The organism is Shinella sp. AETb1-6, from assembly GCF_009826875.1.
Lineage (GTDB): Bacteria > Pseudomonadota > Alphaproteobacteria > Rhizobiales > Rhizobiaceae > Shinella > Shinella sumterensis.
This window is the reverse complement of record NZ_WUMM01000003.1, coordinates 297,444-315,871: the sequence shown is the minus strand read 5'-3', so window position 1 is coordinate 315,871 and position 18,428 is coordinate 297,444. Positions and strand designations below refer to the sequence as shown.

15 protein-coding genes, 1 pseudogene and 1 riboswitch are annotated in these 18,428 nt (G+C 63.3%); of the genes and pseudogenes, 5 read left to right on the top strand and 11 right to left on the bottom strand.

What is annotated here, in order from left to right:
- Positions 1-3 precede the first annotated feature (3 nt).
- Positions 4-205, top strand: a pseudogene (locus GR158_RS25300) (L-2-hydroxyglutarate oxidase); the annotation flags it as partial.
- A gap of 53 nt (positions 206-258) precedes the next feature.
- On the opposite strand, the gene GR158_RS07125 reads toward GR158_RS25300, so the two are convergent.
- Complete coding sequence (locus tag GR158_RS07125) at positions 259-1,491, bottom strand: acyl-CoA dehydrogenase family protein (protein WP_160870521.1); 1,233 nt, start codon at positions 1,489-1,491, stop codon at positions 259-261.
- A gap of 492 nt (positions 1,492-1,983) precedes the next feature.
- Between GR158_RS07125 and GR158_RS07120 the strand changes: the two genes are divergently transcribed.
- Genes GR158_RS07120 through GR158_RS07110 form a run of 3 tightly spaced genes read left to right on the top strand, consistent with a single transcriptional unit; the run spans position 1,984 to position 5,358 of the window.
- The gene (locus GR158_RS07120; protein ID WP_134648721.1) at positions 1,984-3,015 is read left to right on the top strand and encodes an amino acid ABC transporter substrate-binding protein; all 1,032 of its coding nucleotides are present in this window, start codon (positions 1,984-1,986) and stop codon (positions 3,013-3,015) included.
- Positions 3,016-3,031: 16 nt separating this feature from the next.
- Positions 3,032-4,303: an amino acid ABC transporter permease gene (locus GR158_RS07115; protein WP_246665560.1), complete on the top strand. Its 1,272-nt coding sequence runs from the start codon at positions 3,032-3,034 to the stop codon at positions 4,301-4,303.
- A complete protein-coding gene (locus GR158_RS07110) occupies positions 4,300-5,358 on the top strand; it encodes an amino acid ABC transporter permease (protein ID WP_160870520.1) in 1,059 nt (352 codons plus the stop codon). The genes GR158_RS07115 and GR158_RS07110 overlap by 4 nt, the downstream gene beginning before the upstream one ends.
- Before the next feature lie 40 nt (positions 5,359-5,398).
- Here GR158_RS07110 and GR158_RS07105 read toward each other — a convergent pair whose 3' ends face one another.
- The 10 genes from GR158_RS07105 to GR158_RS07060 all read right to left on the bottom strand — a co-directional run bounded on the left by GR158_RS07105 (position 5,399) and on the right by GR158_RS07060 (position 16,906).
- On the bottom strand, positions 5,399-6,175 hold the full coding sequence (locus GR158_RS07105) for an ABC transporter ATP-binding protein (protein WP_160870519.1): 777 nt from the start codon (positions 6,173-6,175) through the stop codon (positions 5,399-5,401).
- 49 nt (positions 6,176-6,224) lie between these two features.
- Complete coding sequence (locus tag GR158_RS07100; protein ID WP_134648717.1) at positions 6,225-7,574, bottom strand: ABC transporter substrate-binding protein; 1,350 nt, start codon at positions 7,572-7,574, stop codon at positions 6,225-6,227.
- A gap of 54 nt (positions 7,575-7,628) precedes the next feature.
- A complete protein-coding gene (locus GR158_RS07095; RefSeq protein WP_160870518.1) occupies positions 7,629-8,957 on the bottom strand; it encodes an ABC transporter substrate-binding protein in 1,329 nt (442 codons plus the stop codon).
- A gap of 16 nt (positions 8,958-8,973) precedes the next feature.
- Positions 8,974-10,026: a branched-chain amino acid ABC transporter permease gene (locus GR158_RS07090; RefSeq protein ID WP_134648715.1), complete on the bottom strand. Its 1,053-nt coding sequence runs from the start codon at positions 10,024-10,026 to the stop codon at positions 8,974-8,976.
- A gap of 3 nt (positions 10,027-10,029) precedes the next feature.
- Entirely contained in the window at positions 10,030-10,911 is an 882-nt protein-coding gene (locus tag GR158_RS07085; RefSeq protein ID WP_134648714.1) for a branched-chain amino acid ABC transporter permease, read from the bottom strand.
- Positions 10,908-11,702, bottom strand: coding sequence for an ABC transporter ATP-binding protein (locus tag GR158_RS07080; RefSeq protein WP_160870517.1), 795 nt, complete (start codon positions 11,700-11,702; stop codon positions 10,908-10,910). The genes GR158_RS07085 and GR158_RS07080 overlap by 4 nt, the downstream gene beginning before the upstream one ends.
- Before the next feature lie 123 nt (positions 11,703-11,825).
- The gene (locus tag GR158_RS07075; protein ID WP_160870516.1) at positions 11,826-13,232 is read right to left on the bottom strand and encodes an LLM class flavin-dependent oxidoreductase; all 1,407 of its coding nucleotides are present in this window, start codon (positions 13,230-13,232) and stop codon (positions 11,826-11,828) included.
- A gap of 189 nt (positions 13,233-13,421) precedes the next feature.
- A complete protein-coding gene (gene ribB / locus GR158_RS07070) occupies positions 13,422-14,057 on the bottom strand; it encodes a 3,4-dihydroxy-2-butanone-4-phosphate synthase (protein WP_134648711.1) in 636 nt (211 codons plus the stop codon).
- Positions 14,058-14,141: 84 nt separating this feature from the next.
- Positions 14,142-14,288: riboswitch (FMN riboswitch) on the bottom strand.
- 54 nt (positions 14,289-14,342) lie between these two features.
- Positions 14,343-15,677 carry a DUF4038 domain-containing protein gene (locus tag GR158_RS07065; protein WP_160870515.1) on the bottom strand — a complete coding sequence of 445 codons (1,335 nt, stop codon included), beginning with the start codon at positions 15,675-15,677 and terminating at the stop codon, positions 14,343-14,345.
- A gap of 29 nt (positions 15,678-15,706) precedes the next feature.
- A complete protein-coding gene (locus tag GR158_RS07060) occupies positions 15,707-16,906 on the bottom strand; it encodes a glycosyltransferase family 4 protein (RefSeq protein WP_160870514.1) in 1,200 nt (399 codons plus the stop codon).
- Positions 16,907-17,122: 216 nt separating this feature from the next.
- Between GR158_RS07060 and GR158_RS07055 the strand changes: the two genes are divergently transcribed.
- Positions 17,123-18,361: a polysaccharide pyruvyl transferase family protein gene (locus GR158_RS07055; protein WP_160870513.1), complete on the top strand. Its 1,239-nt coding sequence runs from the start codon at positions 17,123-17,125 to the stop codon at positions 18,359-18,361.
- The last annotated feature ends 67 nt before the right edge of the window (positions 18,362-18,428 follow it).

The window sequence follows — 18,428 nt, the reverse complement described above, 5'->3', positions numbered from 1 at the left end:
TTCATCGAGAAGGAGGACGCGCTCGGCCGGCACCAGACCGGCCATGACAGCGGCGTCATCCATGCAGGCATCTCCTATCCGACGGGCAGTCTCAAGGCCGAACTGTGCCGCGGCCACAAGGGCGTTCTGCCAGGAAAACGGCATTCCTTTCGGGGTCGGCGGCAAGCTGCTGGTCGCGACGTCCGCCATACCCGTTGGCGAGATGATAAGGAGCCGGCTGGAGGCATAGCCGGCCCCGCAGGACTGCCGTTCCGCTTGTCAGCCTGGCGCCGCGCCGATACGCCACTGGTAGGGCGGCGGCGTGCCGTTGACGGCGAAATCGCCGATGATCCGGTGTTTGTAGATGCGCGGATTGTGCGAGGCGAGCGTGCGGGCGTTGCGCCAGTGACGGTCGAGGCCAGCGGGCTTCTTGGTGGCGGAGGCGCCGAGCGCATCGAAGAGCAGCGTCGAGGCTTCGAGGATCAGATCGGAAACGACCGTCTGGGCCTGTGCCGCTTCGAGTTCGGCTATCGCATTGGCTTTCTCCTCGGCAGCCTCGTCGTCCGCGAAATGTGCGTCGAAGGCCCGCTGAAGGCTCGCTGCGGCCTGGAGCGTGATCGCCGATGCCGCATAGGCAGCGGCCCGGATGCGCCCGACAACCTGCAAGACCTGCGGGTCCTCGCTGGAGCGCGCCGCGGCGGCGTGCGTGTAGGTCCGCCGCCGCTCGGCCACCGCCTTGGCGACATCGGCCGTAATCGCGCGGCCGATGCCGGCAAGCGTTGCGAGATGAACGAGCTGGTAGAAGGCGGCCGAGTATCGGAAACGCGCCTCGTCGACGACGATGTCTTCCGGCGTCACCACGACATCGCGGAAGGTGGTGGTGCCGCTTGCCGTCAGCACCTGGCCGAAGCCGTCCCAGTCATCGACGACATCGACGCCTTCGGCGTGACGACGCACCGCCACCGAAATGCCCTCGCCCTCGGCGTTGGAGGCCCCGACGTCGATCCAGTCGGCGAAGAGGGAGCCGGTCGTGTAGTACTTTGCACCGTTCAGGACGAGCCTGCCGTCCTTCTCGGCGACATGGGTGGCGAAGCGGTCGAGTGCGGCACCCGCACCGATCTCGCTCCAGGCGTTGCCCGTGATCTCGCCGCCGCCGATACGCCCCAGCCAGAGCGTGCGGCGCGCGGCATCCCGGGTGTTCAGGATATCTTCCGTAAAGCCGAAATGCCCGCGCAGCGCCTGCGTGATATTGGAGTCCGCCGCCGAAAGCTCGATCAGCAGGTTGAAGAACTGCGGCAGGCTCGCGCCTTTGCCGCCCGCTTCCACCGGAAGCCGCACGGCACCGAAACCCGCCTCCTTCAAGTCGCGGATCGCCTCATGCGGCAGGTCGCGCCCCAGGTCCCGCGCAATCGCGTTTTCAGCGATCCGCGTAAAGATTGGCCGGAACGGCGCGGCAATGGTCTCGTAATCCTCTCCGGGGCCAGCGCCCCAGGCATTCTCGATCTGCGTCATCTATCCTGCTCGTTGCTATCGTGCCGACCATCGCCGGTCACGCTTGGAATTGCCGCGAGGGTAGCTGCGCCAGATATGAAATAAAGAAATTCCATATCTTTTATGTACTATTCGGCAAAATGCTGTTCCGCCTTCGGCTGAAAAAAGCGCAACCGGAAAACGGACGGCAACGGCTTATGCCGTTCGTTCGGGGAAATGACGATACGAGCCGGGCACGCATTGCCTGTTCAGAAGGCGCGGCAGGTCGCGTATCAAACTGTCCCGGTCCCTTCGAAACCGGACGGCCATCAATAGGTGTCAATGTCAACGCGGCCCATGACTTGACCTGTCTTTCCGCGGCGCGCTGGTAGCAATTTTCGTGTCTTTGCCGAAATTTGGAACATCCATTTCTTAAATATAGTAATTTTATAGATAATATGAAAATTACTTTCACTGCCCGGCAGAGTCTCGCTGTGGTGGAAGCTCTTTTTTCGAGAATGGGGACATTTCCATATGAGTACACAGACCACCTTCCGGCGGGCCGTACAGTCCGTCGCCGCCGCTGCCTTCCTCGCCACGACCATGCTATCGGGCCTGGCTCACGCCGGCCCGACGCTCGACAAGATCAACCAGCGCGGCACCATCAAGGTCGGCGTCGGCACCACACCGGGCTTCTTCACGCCCGACAGCAACGGCAAGTGGCAGGGCTTCTTCATCGATTACGGCCGCGCCCTGTCGATCGCGGTCTTCGGCACCCCCGACAAGGTGGAGTTCACGTCGTCCTCGCCGCAGCAGCGTCTTCCCGCCCTTCAGAGCGGTGAATTCGACATCCTGCTCTCGGGCGTCACGGTCACCGCCACCCGCGCCTTCAAGCTCGGCTTCCATTTCGGCCCGACGGTCTTCTATGACGGCCAGGGCATCCTGGTCCGCAAGGACCTCGGCGTAACGAAGGCCGCGGATCTCGACGGCGCGACGATCGGGGCGCAGAGCGGTACGACGGGCGAACTGAACGTGGCCGACTTCTTCCGCAAGACGGGCAAGACCTTCACGCCCGTGACCATAGAGGATACCGGACAGTTCATCGACGCACTGGAATCCGGCCGCGTCGACGCGATCACGCAGGACTCCTCCGATCTCGTCGGCAAGCGCACCCAGCTGAAGAAGCCGGATGACTATGTCCTCCTGCCGGAACGCCTTTCGAAGGAGCCGCTCGCACCGGCTATCGCCGGCGGCGACGATCGGTGGCTCGAACTTGTGAACTGGACCGTGAATGCGACCATCCAGGCCGAAGAATGGGGCATCACATCGGCAAATGTGGACGAGTTCCTCAAATCGGAAGACCCGGCAATCCAGCGCTTCCTCGGCGTCGATCCGTCCTTTGCCAACGATATCGGGCTCGATCCGAAATGGGCCTATAACATCATCAAGACGGTCGGAAACTACGGCGAGATCTTCGACCGCAACCTGAAACCGCTTGGCTGGGAGCGCGGTTACAACAGTCTGTGGACCGACGGCGGCCTGCTCTATTCGCCGCCCTTCCGCTAAGCCGTGATGATGACGAATGACCACCTGTCTGGAATTGCGTAAAGGCGAGGACATGGAGCATTTTCGCGATTCCGGGCGAAACGCGCCGGTTGCAGGTCGACGCGTTTTCCACATCGTCCTGTCGGGCCCGCCGCGGCCCGGCCTGGCCGCGAAAATCCAGGCATGGTGGGGCGGCTGGCCATGGGGCCAGCTTGCCCTTCTGGCCGTGTTTGCGGCTTTGGGCACGCTGTTCATCGGCAATGTTCTGGAGAACATGGCACGCATCGGCATCCTGCCGGGTTTTGCCTTTCTTTCGAGTTCCGCCAATTTTGAAATCGGCGAAAGCCCGATCGCCTTCCGCGCGGGGGATACCTATCTGCGCGCGCTCGTTGCGGGCCTTCTCAATACGCTGAAGGTTTCCCTGCTCGGCTGCCTTCTCGCGACGATCCTCGGTGTCGCGGTGGGCGTGGCGGGGCTCTCGCGCAATTTGCTGCTCTCCCGCCTCGTGCGCTGGTTCATCGAGATCACCCGCAACACGCCGCTCCTGCTGCAGCTGTTCTTCTGGATGGCGCTTGCGAAGGCGTTCCCGGCGCCACGCCAGGCATCGGGCGTGTTCGATGCGGTCTTCCTCACCAACAGGGGTGTCTACATACCCTCGCTCTACTTTGTGGGCGGTCCCTTCGGCATCGTCGCAGCACTCGGAATTGCCGCGATTGCAACTCTGGTCCTCATCGTCCTCCTGCGGGCCACCGGCCGGCTGACGCGTCGTTCCGGCATGGTCGCCACCGGGCTCGCCGTTGCCGCCCCCTTCGCCTTCCTTCTTCTGGTTGGTGCACGGCCGGCGGCGGAACTGCCGGCGCTGTCAGGCTTCAACATCAGAGGCGGCCTCAACCTCTCCCCGGAATTCGCCGCACTGCTGACCGGCCTCGTGGTGAAGTTCGCGGCGTTGATCGCGGAGATTGTCCGCGCAGGCATACAATCGGTCGGCAAGGGTCAGTGGGAGGCGGCGCGGGCGCTCGGGCTGCACGACGGCCATATCATTCGCCTCGTCGTGATGCCGCAGGCACTGCGCGTGATAACGCCGCTGACGACATCGAGCTACCTGGACCTCACCAAGGATTCGAGCCTGGCCGTCGCCATCGGCTTTCCCGACCTGGTCAGTATCGTCAACACGACCGCCAACACGACCGGCCAGTCCATGGAGGCGCTGATCATTCTCATCGGCGCGTTCCTCACCATCAATCTCGCGCTTTCGGCCCTGATGAACATCTACAACAACCGTGTCGCGCTCAAGGGAAGCAGACGATGACCACACGCCTTGCCCGTGCGCTGCCTGGCCTGCGCGCCGGCCTCTTCGGAACGCGCGCCAATACACTCGTCACGCTGGCGACACTCCTTCTGCTGTGGCAGACCGTTCCGCCGCTTTTGCGCTGGGCGGTGCTCGACGCCACCTTTACCGGTGACGCGAATGCGTGCACGCGGGCGGGCGCCTGCTGGGCCTTCGTGACGGCGAAGCTCCGCTTCATCCTCTTCGCCTTCTATCCGCCGGACCTGCAATGGCGGCCACTGCTGGTGATCGTGTTGCTGTGCGCGATCCTTGCGGCAAGCGCCCTTCCGCGCTTCTGGGGACGTGGGCTCATCCTTGCCTGGCCGCTGACGATCGTTGCCTGCTGGCTGCTCATGCAAGGCGCCTTCACGGCAACGCCCATTCCTTCCAACCAATGGGGCGGCCTGCCGGTAACGCTGTTCGTCTGGGCCTTGTGTTTTGCCGCCGCGACGCCCATTGCCGTGCTGCTGGCGCTTGCCCGCCGCTCGAACCTCGGAGGGCTGCGCACCTTCGCCGTCCTCTATATCGAACTCATGCGCGGCACGCCGATGGTCGCCATTCTCTATGTCGCCATGCTGATCCTGCCGATGGCGCTGCCGGACGGGCTTTCCATCGACAAGATGCTGCGCGCGATCATCATGGTGACGCTGTTCTGGGCCGCCTACATTGCCGAGGTCATCCGCGCCGGGCTTCAGGCCGTGCCGAACGGCCAGGCGGAAGCGGCGACGGCGCTAGGGCTCGGATACTGGCGCATACAGGGCCTCGTCATCCTGCCGCAGGCCTTTCGCATCGTTATCCCCGGCATCGTGAACCTCGCCATCGGCTTCCTGCTGGCGACCTCGTTGCTCGCCGTCATCGGGATATTCGACCTCCTGAACGCCGCCCGCGCCTCCGCTGCCGATCCGCAATGGCTCGGCTTCTACAACGAGGCATACATCGTCGTGGCCGTCATCTACTTCGTGATCTGCTTTGGCGCCTCGCGCTACAGTCAGTGGCTCGAGCGCCGGCTGGGAAATAACGGGGCGACCCCCGCATAGGCGCCACCCCGCCGCCCACAAACTGCCGAACCCTTGGCGCTCAGGCCCCGGACCCCAGATAGATGTGATGCAGATCGTCACGCTGGGCGAGGTCTTCCGCCTTGCCCTCCAGCGCCACGCGACCGCTTTCGAGAAAATAGGCGCGGGAGGCATGGGCAAGGGAAAGCGCGGCGTTCTGCTCGGCAAGCAGGAAGGCCACCCCCTTCTCGCGGTTGAGCCGGACGATGATCCTGAAAATCTCCTGGACGATGGTCGGCGCCAGCCCCATCGAGGGCTCGTCCAGCAGGACGAGGCGCGGCTGCGTCAAGAGTGCGCGACCGATCGCGAGCATCTGCTGCTCGCCGCCGGAGGTAAGCCCTGCCAAAGTTCGCCTCTTGTCCTTCAGGCGGGGGAACCAGGCATAGATGTCGTCCAGCTGGCGCAAGAGTTCGCCCCGCGCCGGCTTGTGAAGAAACGCGCCCGACAGCAGGTTTTCCTCGACCGTCAGATGCGAGAATACCCGCCGGCCTTCGAGCACATGCACGATGCCGCGTTTCGTCAGGCGGTTTGCCGCCGTCCTCAGGATGTCCTGACCGTCAAAACGCACATGTCCTTGCCGCACCGTCGCCCTGTCGGCAGCCGCCAGCCCGGATATCGCCTTGAGCACCGTACTCTTGCCCGCACCATTGGCGCCGAGCAGCGCGACGATCTCGCCCTGGCCGACGGTCAGTGAAACATCCGCGACCGCCAGGATGGCGCCGCCATAGACGACCTCTATGCCCGACACGTCCAGAAGACGACGGTCGGCGACGACAGGCAGTTCAGACTGAAGGGTCATTTTTCTCTCCTTGTGGGACCGGGGCGGCTCCTGCCCCGGTCCTGATGGATCAATTGGTGCCGACGTCGCGCGGCGTGATGCCGTGCTCCTTGGCATAGGCGGCGGACTTGGCATCGATCAACGGGCGCAATGCCTCGCGGTCGGCCTGAACCCAGTCGCTGACAAGATTCCAGTTCTGGCCGGTCCACTGCTGGACACGCACGGCGCCGCCACCCTCGTGGTCGGCAGGCGTCAGTTGGAGGTTCTGGACGAGACCGAGGAAACCGGCCTTATCGAGTGCGGCGTCGTCAAGCTTGAGGTGTTCCAACGCCCACTGACCTTCCTCACCCGTGATCGGCCTGTTGCCGAATTTCGCCTGCGCCTGCCGGACGATTTCGACCGAGATGAGCGCATCGACGAGGCCGGAATTGTAGTAGACGCTGCCGAACGCCTTGGTGTCGCGCAGATCCGACTTGCCGGTATCGATGATGTGCTGCTTGAGACGCTTGTGGATCTCGAAATCGGCGCCGGCCGGATAGGGCGTCAGCGCGAGATAGCCTTTTGCGGCATCGCCGGCGGGAATGACATCTTCTTCCGAGGATGCCCAGACATCGCCGATGATGCGGTCAGCCGGGAAGCCGAAGCGTTGCGCCGTCTTGATGGCGACCGGCGTGGAAACGCCCCAGGTGCGCAGGAAAACCCAGTCCGGCTTCTGCTCACGGACCTGGCGCCACTGCGAGGACTGCTCGCTGCCCGGATCCGGCACCGGAATCTGGATGTTCTCGAAACCGTACTTCTCGGCAAGCAGCGCCAGCGGATCGAGCGTTTCTCGGCCATAGGCGCTGTCATGGTAGACGGTGGCGATCTTCTTGCCCTTGAGCTTGTCAAAGCCGCCTTCCTTCTCGGCGATGTAGTTCACGACGGCCGAGGCCTCGCTGTAGAACGTCACCATGACCGGGAAGATGTAGGGAAAGACGCGTCCGTCGGTCGCTTCGGTGCGGCCATAGGCCAGCGTCACCAGCGGAATCTTGTCCTGCGCCGCACGGTCGGACAAAGCATAGGCGGCCGGTGCGCCGTTGGGGAAATAGGCCGAGACCGGCGCGCCGTTCAGGCCGCGCTTGAAGCGCTCGTAGCATTCGATGCCCTTTTCGGCCGTCCATTCCGTCTCGCATTCCTGCCAGACGATCGGCACGCCGTTGATACCACCCTCCACTTCATTGATGTAGCGGTAGTAGTCGATGCGACCCGCCCAAATCGACGCGCCGGAGGCCGCATAGGGACCGACGCGATAGCTGGCGATCGGGAAGAACTGCTTGTCGCTGTCCGGTCCAGGTGTCGTGTCGATTGCCTGTGCGGAGCCCGCAAGCACCAGCACGGAAGCGGCTGCGACGATCGCGCCGCGCAGAAATGTCTTGAACATACCCATCTCCTGTTGGGGGTCGAGACGTGGCACCCGCCACGCCCCGCCATGGAATCAATTGGTTTCGGTTTCCGGCGTGCGCGGCGTGATGCCGTTGTCCTTGGCGTAGGCCGCGGCGCCCTCCTTGATCAGCGGATTGAGAAGCTCGTGGTCGGCCTTGATCCAGTCGGTCTGGAGCACCCACTTCTCGCCGTCCCAGCTCTGGATGCGGGCCGCCCCGCCGCCCTCGTGATCGGTGGGCGTGATCCTGATCTGCTGAAGCAGGCCCTTGAAGCCGATTTCCTCCAGGCGCTTGTCATCGATGGTCAGGTGTTCGAAGGCCCAGCGGCCCTCCTCGCCATTCAGCGGGCGTGCGCCGAAATGCTTGTAACCGGTGCGCAGCGCCTCCACGGCGAGCGCCGCATTGACGAGGCCGATATTGTAGTTGACGGCACCAAACAGCTTCTGGTCCCGCAGGTCGGACTTGCCCTTGTCGAGGATCTCGGCCTTCAGGCGCTTGTGAATCTCGAAATCCGTTCCGCCCGGATAGGGTGCGAGCGCCGAATAGCCGATGGCCGCGGTGCCCGCGGGAATGGCGTCGGATTCCGACCCCGCCCAGACGTCGCCGATGATATGATCGGCCGGGAAGCCGAAGCGCTGCGCCGTCTTCAGCGCAACGACCGTCGAGACGCCCCAGGTGCGCAGGAAGACCCAGTCGGGCTTCTGCTCGCGGATCTGGCGCCACTGCGGCGACTGTTCGTTGCCGGGATCGGCGACGGGGATCTGGATATTCTCGAAGCCGTACTTCTTGGCGAGCGCCTCGACGGCCGGCTGGCTGGCGCGGCCATAGGCGCTGTCATGATAGACGGTCGCGATCTTCAGGCCCTTGAGCTTGTCGAATCCGCCGACCTTGTCGGCGATGTAATTGATGCCCGTCGAAGCCTGGCTGTAATAGCTGAACAGCAGCGGGAAGGCATAGGGGAAGACCGTGCCGTCGACCGTCTCCGTCTTCCCGCCGGCCGGATCGATCAACGGGATCTTGTCGGCTGCCGCCTTTTCAAGCAGCGCATAGGTCGCCGGCGTGCCGTGGGTGAAGAAGAAGGCGAGCGGCGAGCCATCCTTGCCGGCCTTCACACGCTCATAGACCTCGACGGTGCGGTCCGGGCTCCATTCGGTCTCGAATTCTTCGTAGTTGAGCTTCACACCCTCGACGCCGCCTTCCACCTCGTTGATGTAGCGGAAATAATCCCGCTCGCCGGCCCACCAGAGTTCGCCGGATGAGGCATAGGCGCCGACGCGATAGGTCGGCAGCGGGATATACTGGCTCACCTCCTCGGCCGAAGCCGGGATGAAGCTGGAGAAAAGCGTGCCGGCTAACAACGCGGCGACAAGCAGACGTTTCATGGTTCAACTCCTGGGTTCAAGATGGGAAGAGACGGCGGCGCGCACCCTGCGCTCGCTGCAAGCCGAGAAGCCTCGCCAATCCTTCCGGCTCCTTGATCAGGAACCAGATGATGAGGAGGCCGAAGATCGCTTTCTGGATGTTCTGGAGCAGGCCGGCATCGACATGGCCGCCGAAGACGTGCTGGAACAGCCAGTCGAGTGCCAGCGGCAGAAGACTGACGAAAGCCGCGCCGAAATAGGCGCCGCGAATGGTGCCCAGACCGCCGATGATGATGATGAAAAGGATCTGGTAGGAGCGCGTGAGGCCAAAGCTCTGCACGCTGGCCGATCCGAGATAGGCGAAGGCCCAGAGCGCGCCAGCGATGCCGAGAATGAAGCTTGAGACCGCAAAGGCCTGCAGCTTCGCGCGGAAGACCGGGACGCCGATGACTGCGGCGGCCGTATCCATGTCACGGATCGCCATCCAGTTCCGCCCCGTCTGGCCGCGGATCAGGTTGAAGGAGAGGAGCGTCAGGAGCGCGACGATGCCGAGCGTCAGGTAATAGCGCCCGTGCGGCGTATTGGCCTCCAGCCCGAAGAAGGAGAGGCCGCGCGACAGGGCGATGGTGGCGGACGAGTTGCCATTGTAGAACCAGGGAAACTTCAGGAACAGCCACTCGAAGAAGAACTGGGCGGCGAGCGTGCTGACGATCAGGTAGAAGCCCTTGATGCGCGTCGACGGAATGCCGAAGAGAAGCCCGACGGCACCCGCGATGAGACCCGCCACGACCAGCGCCAGCGGCAACGGCAGATCGGGAACACGCAGTTGAAGGGAGAAGGTCGCGTAGGCGCCGACCATCATGAACGCGCCGGCGCCAAGGGAAAGTTGGCCAGCGTAGCCGGTCAGGAGATTGAGGCCGAGGCCAGCGAGGGACAGGATCAGGAACGGCACGATGATCGCGTTGATCCAGTATTCCGAAGCGAGGAAAGGGGCGGCAAGAAGCACGGCGATTGCTGCGGCAATGCCGACCGCCTTCAGGCCGACGGGATCGACAGGTTCGGCGGCAGCGGGCAGGTTGATCTCGGACATGGCTCAGACCCTTTCGATCTGTCGTTCGCCGAACAGGCCGGCCGGGCGGATGAAAAGGAAGACGAGCGCCAGCGCATAGGCAAACCAGGGCGTGATGCCGCCGCCGAGATACGGGCCGATATAGGTTTCGGCCAGGCTCTCGCCGGCTCCCACGATCAGCCCGCCGACGATGGCGCCGGGGATCGAGGTGAAGCCGCCGATGATGAGGACGGGAAGAGCCTTCAGCACCACCAGCGACAACGAGAACTGCACGCCCTGGCGCGCGCCCCACAGCAAGCCGGCGACGAGGCCGACCAGTCCGGCGACCGCCCAGACAATCTGCCAGATGCGGTTGATATCGATGCCGAGCGACAGCGCCGCGCGCGTATCGTCCGCCACGCCCCGCAGCTGGATGCCGATGCGCGTGCGGTTGAACAGCAGCGACAGGACGACGACGATCGCAAGCGCCACACCGGCGGCGATGAGGTCGAACTGGCTGATCATGATATCGCCGAGGAAGATCGGCAGGTCGTCGATGCCGAGGTTCAGGGCCCGCACCTGCGATCCCATGATGCCCTGCGCGACGCCCTCCACGACATAGGAGAGGCCGAGTGTCGCCATGAACAGCGTCATGGGGCTGCGGTTGGTCAACGGACGCAGCAACAGCTTTTCGATGGCGATGGCGGTGAGGATCAAAAGAGCGATCGTCACGGCAATCGCGCCGAGCGCCGGCACGCCCTGATCGGTGAGCGTGACGAAGGTGAGCGCGCCAAACAACAGCAGGGAGCCCTGGGCGTAGTTGAAGACGCCCGACGCCTTGTAGATCAGCACGAAGCCGATGGCGACGAGAGAGTACATCGTGCCGGCAAGCAGGCCGCCGATCAGGGTTTCCAGGAACATGTTCATGCCGCGGCCTCCGCATGTTGGGCGCCGAGATAGGCAGCGATGACATCCGGATTGTCGCGGATGGTTTCCGGCGGGCCGTCCGCCAGCTTGCGTCCGTAGTCGAGCACAACGACATGGTGGGCGAGTTTCAGGACGATGCCGATGTCGTGCTCGATGAGAACGACGGTGAGGTCCAGCTCCCTGTTGAGCCGCGCGATGACCGCCGCGATCTCCTGCTTTTCAGCGGCGTTCATTCCGGCCAGCGGCTCGTCCAGCAGAAGCAGGCGAGGCTTTGCGACGATTGCGCGGGCGATCTCCACCTTCTTCTGAACGCCATAGGGCAAAGTGCCGACGACAGTTTCGGCATGTTTCTCAAGGTCGAACAGCTTGAGCACATCCAGAGCCCGCGCGCGAAACGCCTTCTCCTGCGAGAGCGCACGCGGCAGCCGGAACGCCTCCTCGACCAGCGTCACGCGGGACTTGCGCGACAGGCCGGCAATGACATTGTCCAGCACGCTCATGCCGGAAAACAGCGCATTGTTCTGGAAACCCCGGCCGATTCCGCGCCGCGCGGCCTCGAGCGGCTGCATGCGCCGGAAGTGTTCGCCCTCAAACACGATCTCGCCGGAATCCGGTATATAGACGCCGTTCAGAATGTTCAGCAAAGAGCTCTTTCCGGCGCCGTTCGGACCGATCAGAGCGCAGATTTCACGGCGCTCGACCTGAAAGGACAGGTCCGAAATCGCCTTGACGCCCTTGAAGGAGAGCGAAACGTTTCTGACTTCCAGGGCGGGACCAGCAGAAGTGGTCATCGTATCATGCTCCTCATTGCGTCCTGAGGCACACGCCCGCGCTCGCCCGATCAGTGACGGGGCGTCCGGTCTGTGTGCTGGGAAGGGTTGGCGGCTACGGCCGCGCGTGAAACTAGATCGGCGTCATGCAGCCTCGCCGGCGGCGGCATCCGCCTCCTCGCGCTTCACCCGCTCGATATCGCGGAAGCGATGGGCGGGATGGCTTTCCGGAAGGTACGGGCCATCGCCGAAGAGTTTTTCGCGAAGCGTGCCGTCCCGGTAACCGGTGGCGTAGACACCGCGCTTCTGGAGCTCCGGTACGAGATAACCGATCACATCGGCAAAGGTCTCGTGTGCGAGGGCATAGGCCAGGTTGAAACCGTCGATATCGGTCTCTTCCACCCATTCCTGCAACAGGTCGGCAACCGTCGCTGCGGACCCGACAAACAACGGCCCGAGACCGCCGATGCCGCCCCACTTCGCCAGTTCCTCGATCGTCCAGACCTTGCCGCCTTCCGCCAGATGCTCGACGGCCGAGATGATGGCGTTCGTCTTGACCTTCTTGACCGTGTCGGCGGGCTTGTAGTGGCCGAAATCGATGCCCGTCCAACCGGACATCAGGACCAGCGCACCGTCATACGAGGCATATCTCGCGTATTCTTCGTATTTCGCCCGTGCTTTCGCATCGGTTTCATCGACGATGATCGTCGCCATCGCATAGATCAGCACCTTTTTCGGGTCCCGGCCCTGAGCCGCGGCGCGCTGTCGGATATCGGACACATAGGCCCGCGTCGCATCCTTGAGTGGTGTCGAAATAAAGACGCATTCCGCATGGCCTGCCGCGAACTGCTTGCCCGCGCCCGATGCGCCCGCCTGGAAAAGAACCGGCGTACGCTGTGGCGACGGTTCGCTCAGGTGATAGCCGGGCACCTCGAAATATCTGCCCTTATGGCCGATCTCGTGAATCTTCGTGGGGTCGGCGAAGATGCCGCGCTCCTTGTCCCTGACAACAGCGCCCTCTTCCCAGCTGCCCTCGAGGAGCTTATAGAGCACCTCGACATACTCGGTCGCCACATCATAGCGGTTGTCGTGGGAGCGAAGCCCGCCCTGCCCGACATTCTTGGCACCGCTTTCGAGGTAGGAGGTCACGATGTTCCAGCCGACACGGCCCTTGGTGTGGTGGTCTGCCGTCGAAAGCCGCCGCGCGAATGTGTAAGGGTGTTCGAAGGAGGTGGATGCAGTAATGCCGATTCCAAGATGCTTGGTCGCCTGGGCGATGGGATTGGCCAATTGCAGCGGATCATTGACGGGGATCTGCACGCCCTGGAGCAGGGCGTTGTCCAAATTGCCCTTGTAGACATCATAATAGCCGACGACGTCGGCGATGAAGACGGATTCGAAAAACCCGGTTTCAAGGAGCTTCGCGAGATCCGTCCAGTAGTCGAGATCCTTGTATTCCCAGGAGCGGTCGCGCGGATGACGCCATAGGCCGGGGGATTGGTGTCCCACGCAATTCATCTCGAAGGCATTGAATCGTATCGTCTTGCTCATGAAGTCTCGTCCGTTTGGCTGGACGAGACATTATGATCCCAAAACGATGCCGGACAGGCATTCTATATTTTTTATAGAATTTATCTTGAAACAAATTTCCGCTGCGCTTCGGGCCCAGGGTGCCGGCCTTTCACCAAGCCGATACCCTGCGTTCAAAGCCCTTCATCGTTGACTTAGCAACAGACCCGATCAAGCCGCGTTCGCGGACGCGTCGGATTGGCGTGCCTCGATGAAGCCGATCAGATCCTCGATGCTGATGAGCGGCAGTTGATGCTGTTCTGCGAAGGCGATCAGCTCCGGCAGGCGCGCCATGGTGCCGTCATCGTTGGCGACCTCGCAGATCACACCCGACGGCGCCTTGCCAGCGAGACGCGCGAGATCGACGGCAGCTTCCGTGTGGCCCGGTCGGCCGCGCACGCCGCGCGGATGGGCGCGCAGCGGGAAAATGTGGCCCGGCCGGGCAAAATCCTGCGGCCGTGCGGTGGGATCCATCAGCGCCTTGACGGTTACGGCCCGATCAGCCGCCGAAATACCCGTCGTCGTGCCGGAAAGATAATCGACGGAGACGGTGAAGGCGGTCTGGAGATACTCCGTGTTCTGGGGAACCATCAGCGGAATGTCGAGCGCATCGAGACGCTCGCCTTCCATCGCCACGCAGATGAGGCCGCGGGCGTGTTTCATCATGAACGCGATGATCTCGGGCGTCACCGCCTCCGAGGCGACGATGATGTCACCCTCGTTTTCACGGTTTTCGTCGTCGACGACCACGATCATGCCACCACGTGCCAAGGCCGCGATTGCGTCTTCAATTTTCGACAGTGCCATTTCATTGCCTTTCAAGGGTTGCCGTAGCGGCGATTCATCCCTTGGGCGAACAGGCCTGCACCCGCACGGACGAGCGGTTTGCAGACATGCCCTCTTCCATCCGGACTTTAACCGTCGGCTCCGGCATCGCACCGGATCTGCTGACCCCTTCATTCACGAAAGGCGCTCGCGGGCTCCGGGCTCTCGCCCGATACCGCCGGTGGGGAATTTCACCCCGCCCTGAGAACATCTCTAGATAAGAAATTTTGATAGGAAAATGCAAGAGCGGCGTTAGGCATCACCGATCTAATTGTCCCGCAAGCCACCCGCCGCCCGCAGAACGACCAGCCAGTCCGTGGTCCCGGATGCTCTCGAGGATGTCGGCACCACCAGTTGTCGCAGGTCGGCGTCAGGCTTCGTGGCGGCGAGTGCACCGGTGGCGGGATCGTACCATTCGACGGCGCCGGTTGCGGCCGCCAAGACCGTAGGGTCGAGATCGAGCGAGGCGACGCCCTGGATGTAGGCGGCGGCAAAGGTTCCATCGCCTGCGACGGCGGATATGGTAGTGGCGGACGGTATGCCCTCGATATGACGCACGAACCGCCCATCGTCCGGTTTCAATTTCCACCAGTCGAAGCGCTCGAACAGGCGCGCCAGATGGCCGATGCTTTTCGCCCCTTCGCTATCGAGCGCCTGCCGCCATCCCTCCGGCGTGTCGTAGAGCGCGGGGCCGCTGAAATGCCAGACGGGGTTGTTGCCGAAAACCTGGCCGCTCGCACCCGACAGAAGCGCACCATAGGCGATCTTGCGGATTTCGTCCGCCTTGACCCCATGCTCTCCTTCATAGCGCGACTCGATCATGAAGAAAGGCCGGTGCGGCCCGGCGCGATAGCGTGCCTGCACGGCGGCCGCGACATCCTCGTAGGTATAGACCGTATCGATCGATAGCCATTTCGCATCAGGCCAATAGGCGGCCGTCGCGCTGTCGCGATTACCGTGGACGGTCTGCATCGCGCCCGGCGCTCCCTCCTCGATGCCCAGCGCCAACGCATCGACCAGCGCACGGTCCGGTGGATCATAGTCACCGCCCTGCACCCAGATGATGTTGGGATAGCGGGCATAGCGCTTGCCGATATAGCGCCCGTAAGCACGCAAGGTCTGCGGACCCGCCGCCGCCATCTCGGCATACCAGCCCTGTGGCCCGCCGTTCGCGCCGGCATAGGCCGGTGCCAGCAGCACCAGCATGCCGGCCCGAAGCGCGGCATCAAGGACGTGCTCGGCATCGGCGAAATAGCGATCATTCGGTCGCGCGAAGTCACCCGGCGTCAGAAATGGCGCGACGCCGGCTGCATTGTTCGGCGCGTTGCGCGCGAATTCATGCTCGATCAGCGAGACCAGGATGGTGTTGAACCCCCGCGCCTTTCGATCGGCAATGTAGAGGTCGGCATCCTCGGGCGGAAGATCGGCGATCAGCGACCAGGCCGCATCGCCCGTGATGAGGAACGGTTTTCCGGCCGCATCCTCCAGATATGTGCCTGAAGCGGCGATGCGCAGGGGAAAGCGCGCCTCGGCACCAGCCGGCATGACGCGACCGGCCAGCAACATGAGGCCGATCAGCAGGGTAAAACCAATGGTCCGCATCTTCCCTCTTCCTTGTTGGATACCATGGCTCAAAGCCGCTCCCGGACACCCCGCAGCCAGTTCTTCAGCGGCCGCGGCAAAAAGGTGCGCAGGCCGGCACGCAGTCCGCGCGGCATCGACCAGCCATTGATCGAAAGGGGGGCGGCGATTAATGGCGGGTCTGCTGCGATCCCGCGAAATATCGTGGCGTAGCCCGCCGCCATGTGCTCCACCGTGAAAGCGCCTTCGACCTTGCGACGCGCAGCGACCGAGAGGCTGCAAAGCTGCGCATGATCCGTGTCGAGAGTGCGAACGATCTCGGCAGCACTTGCGGTGTCGCCGACCGGGAATAGCAGCCCGTCACGCCCATGCTCCACGATCATGTCGGTGACGCCGCGAAGCCGCGAGACGACCGGCACGCATCCCGCCGCCATGGCCTCCACCAGCGCCATCGGCAATCCTTCGTAGCGCGATGGCATGAGGAAGATATCATGGCGCGCCAGCAGCGCGGGCACGGCCTGTGCCGCAACGGATCCGGCATATACGACCCGCGGGGCCCGCTCCGGCATCGCAGCCTTCAGTCGTTTGAGATCAGGGCCGTCGCCGGCGATGGTCAGGGTCGATGACGCCGGCAGCCGCGCCAGGATGTCGGGCAGCCAGAACACACCTTTGGAGGCGTCCTCGATCCGTCCGAGAAAAAGAAGGCGAAGTCCCTGCCCGCTCGGTGGTGGCGACCGTCCGGTTTCAGGGAAGGCATCCAGCGCAACGGCGTTGGCGATGACACTGGTGCGCCCGGCGGGGAAATGATGGTGTTTCACAAGATCATCGCGGCAGCGCTGCGACACGCAGACCGCCGCATGCACATGAGGCCGGATCGCCTCGGCCGCCGCGTAGGTTCCCGGCGTGATGTTGTGCACGACCATCAGGCGAATGAGATCGGCGGGAAGATAGCGCACGATATTGGTCTGTATGCGGTCGCTGAGCACATTGACCACCACGCCGTCAAACCCGCCCGCAAGGATCGCCCTTTCCAAGAGGCGCGCCGCGGCTCTGTCGTCCACCTGGGACGGCACCTCCACGAGCGTGCCGAATGCCGCTTCCTGCTCCAGCCCTGAAGCAAGCCCTTGGCCCGCCGGCGCGAGGCCGAGCCAGCAAAGCTCGATCCCGTGCGGGGCGAGGCCCGCACGCAGGTTTCTGAACACGGTGTAGGTGCCGCCGAGATGCGGCAGGACGAAATAGGCGATCTTCATGGTGGCCCCTCTGCTTCTTTTGTAAGCCGGATGGGTCATCGGAGAAGCTGGGCGTTGGAGGCCCCGGGCGGCTCTTGGCAGGAGATCGCCTGCTTTCTACCTCTTTTGGCGCAGATCCTGTCTCCGAATATCGGCGTTTTCCGCACTGCATCACGGCGCGATAGTGCGGCCGCTTGACTGTCCCTTCAACGCATATTCGACAGCGGCGGACACTCCATGAAAATCGCCTTGCTCGGGCAGTTCGGATCCGGAAACTCGGGAAATGACGGCTCGCTTGAGGCGATGCTTGGCTTTCTGCGCGGCGCGCTTCCCGATGCGAACCTGTTATGCGTCTGCTCCAATCCGGCAACGATCCGCGAGCGGTTCAGACTTGACGTGATCGGCCTGCGCGCCCGCAGGGCCTCTGTCTCACGAACGCGGCGCTGGCTCGAAAGTGGGCTTGGGCGCAATTTCGGCCGGCTGGTCAGCCTTGTCTCGATCCTGCGCATAATGGGCGATGTCGATGTGATGGTGATCCCCGGGACGGGTATCCTGGACGACTTCCAGGAGTCGCCCTTCGGCTGGCCGTTCATCGTTTACTGGTGGTGCCTTGCCGCCAGGCTGCGCGGCGCCCGCATCGCCTTCGTCAGCATCGGTGCCGGCCCGATCCGCGGTGCGCTCAGTCGCTGGTTCCTCACATCGGCCGCGCGCATGGCCACATATCGCTCCTATCGCGACGACTTTTCCCTGCGCTACGTCCGGGGCCTGGGCATCGACACCGCGCCCGACCATCGCTTTCCCGATCTTGCCTTCGGGCTGCAGGCGCCGGCGCAATCCGACGCCGTGCGTGACCGGCAGAAGCCTGCAACGATCGGCATCGGCGTCATGCGATATCGCGGATGGGAGCGCGATCATGCCGATGCGGAGGCCATCTACGCCACCTATGTCGAGAAGATCGCGGAGGTCGCACGCCGGCTCATGGATGGCGGCCACGACGTACGCCTGTTCATGGGCGACACATCGGATGAAAAGGCGCTCGACGATATCCTTGCCGCCCTTCCGGAAACCGGCAGCCGCGGGCGGCTTTCGGTGGCCCGTACGACCTCGCTGCAAGCGGTCATGGATGAGGTCTTGAAGGTCGATGTCGCTATCGTTTCGCGCTTTCACAATCTACTCTGCGCCCTCAAACTCAATCGCCCTGCCCTGTCGCTTGGATATGCGGAGAAGAACGACGAGCTGATGGCCGCATTCGACCGCGCCGAATTCTGCCAGCATATCGAGCGCTTCGACGTGGAGCTGGTGCTGCGACAGGTGGCCATGGTTCTGGACGATCTCACCGCCACCGAAAACGTCATCGCCCGGCACAACACGGCAATTCGTGCCGAACTCGTGCGTCAGCAGAATCTGCTTCTCGCACAAGTGCTGGTCCGTCGACGCGGCAAGACCCTACCACTTGTACAGGATGCCCTACGCTGAATGGACAAGTGGGCATCGCCGCGCGTGCGCCTATCCTGCTTGCAACCATCGGAATGAACCTCGTGAT

Excerpts from the sequence above, each read along its gene's own strand:
- ribB (WP_134648711.1), bottom strand. The coding sequence starts at position 14,057 with ATGGCACTGTCGAAAATTGAAGACGCAATCGCGGCCTTGGCACGTGGT.
- GR158_RS07100 (WP_134648717.1), bottom strand. The coding sequence starts at position 7,574 with ATGTTCAAGACATTTCTGCGCGGCGCGATCGTCGCAGCCGCTTCCGTG.
- GR158_RS07085 (WP_134648714.1), bottom strand. The coding sequence starts at position 10,911 with ATGAACATGTTCCTGGAAACCCTGATCGGCGGCCTGCTTGCCGGCACG.
- GR158_RS07110 (WP_160870520.1), top strand. The coding sequence starts at position 4,300 with ATGACCACACGCCTTGCCCGTGCGCTGCCTGGCCTGCGCGCCGGCCTC.
- GR158_RS07060 (WP_160870514.1), bottom strand. The coding sequence starts at position 16,906 with ATGAAGATCGCCTATTTCGTCCTGCCGCATCTCGGCGGCACCTACACC.
- GR158_RS07080 (WP_160870517.1), bottom strand. The coding sequence starts at position 11,702 with ATGACCACTTCTGCTGGTCCCGCCCTGGAAGTCAGAAACGTTTCGCTC.
- GR158_RS07055 (WP_160870513.1), top strand. The coding sequence starts at position 17,123 with ATGAAAATCGCCTTGCTCGGGCAGTTCGGATCCGGAAACTCGGGAAAT.
- GR158_RS07115 (WP_246665560.1), top strand. The coding sequence starts at position 3,032 with ATGACCACCTGTCTGGAATTGCGTAAAGGCGAGGACATGGAGCATTTT.
- GR158_RS07095 (WP_160870518.1), bottom strand. The coding sequence starts at position 8,957 with ATGAAACGTCTGCTTGTCGCCGCGTTGTTAGCCGGCACGCTTTTCTCC.
- GR158_RS07090 (WP_134648715.1), bottom strand. The coding sequence starts at position 10,026 with ATGTCCGAGATCAACCTGCCCGCTGCCGCCGAACCTGTCGATCCCGTC.
- GR158_RS07065 (WP_160870515.1), bottom strand. The coding sequence starts at position 15,677 with ATGCGGACCATTGGTTTTACCCTGCTGATCGGCCTCATGTTGCTGGCC.
- GR158_RS07125 (WP_160870521.1), bottom strand. The coding sequence starts at position 1,491 with ATGACGCAGATCGAGAATGCCTGGGGCGCTGGCCCCGGAGAGGATTAC.
- GR158_RS07120 (WP_134648721.1), top strand. The coding sequence starts at position 1,984 with ATGAGTACACAGACCACCTTCCGGCGGGCCGTACAGTCCGTCGCCGCC.
- GR158_RS07105 (WP_160870519.1), bottom strand. The coding sequence starts at position 6,175 with ATGACCCTTCAGTCTGAACTGCCTGTCGTCGCCGACCGTCGTCTTCTG.
- GR158_RS07075 (WP_160870516.1), bottom strand. The coding sequence starts at position 13,232 with ATGAGCAAGACGATACGATTCAATGCCTTCGAGATGAATTGCGTGGGA.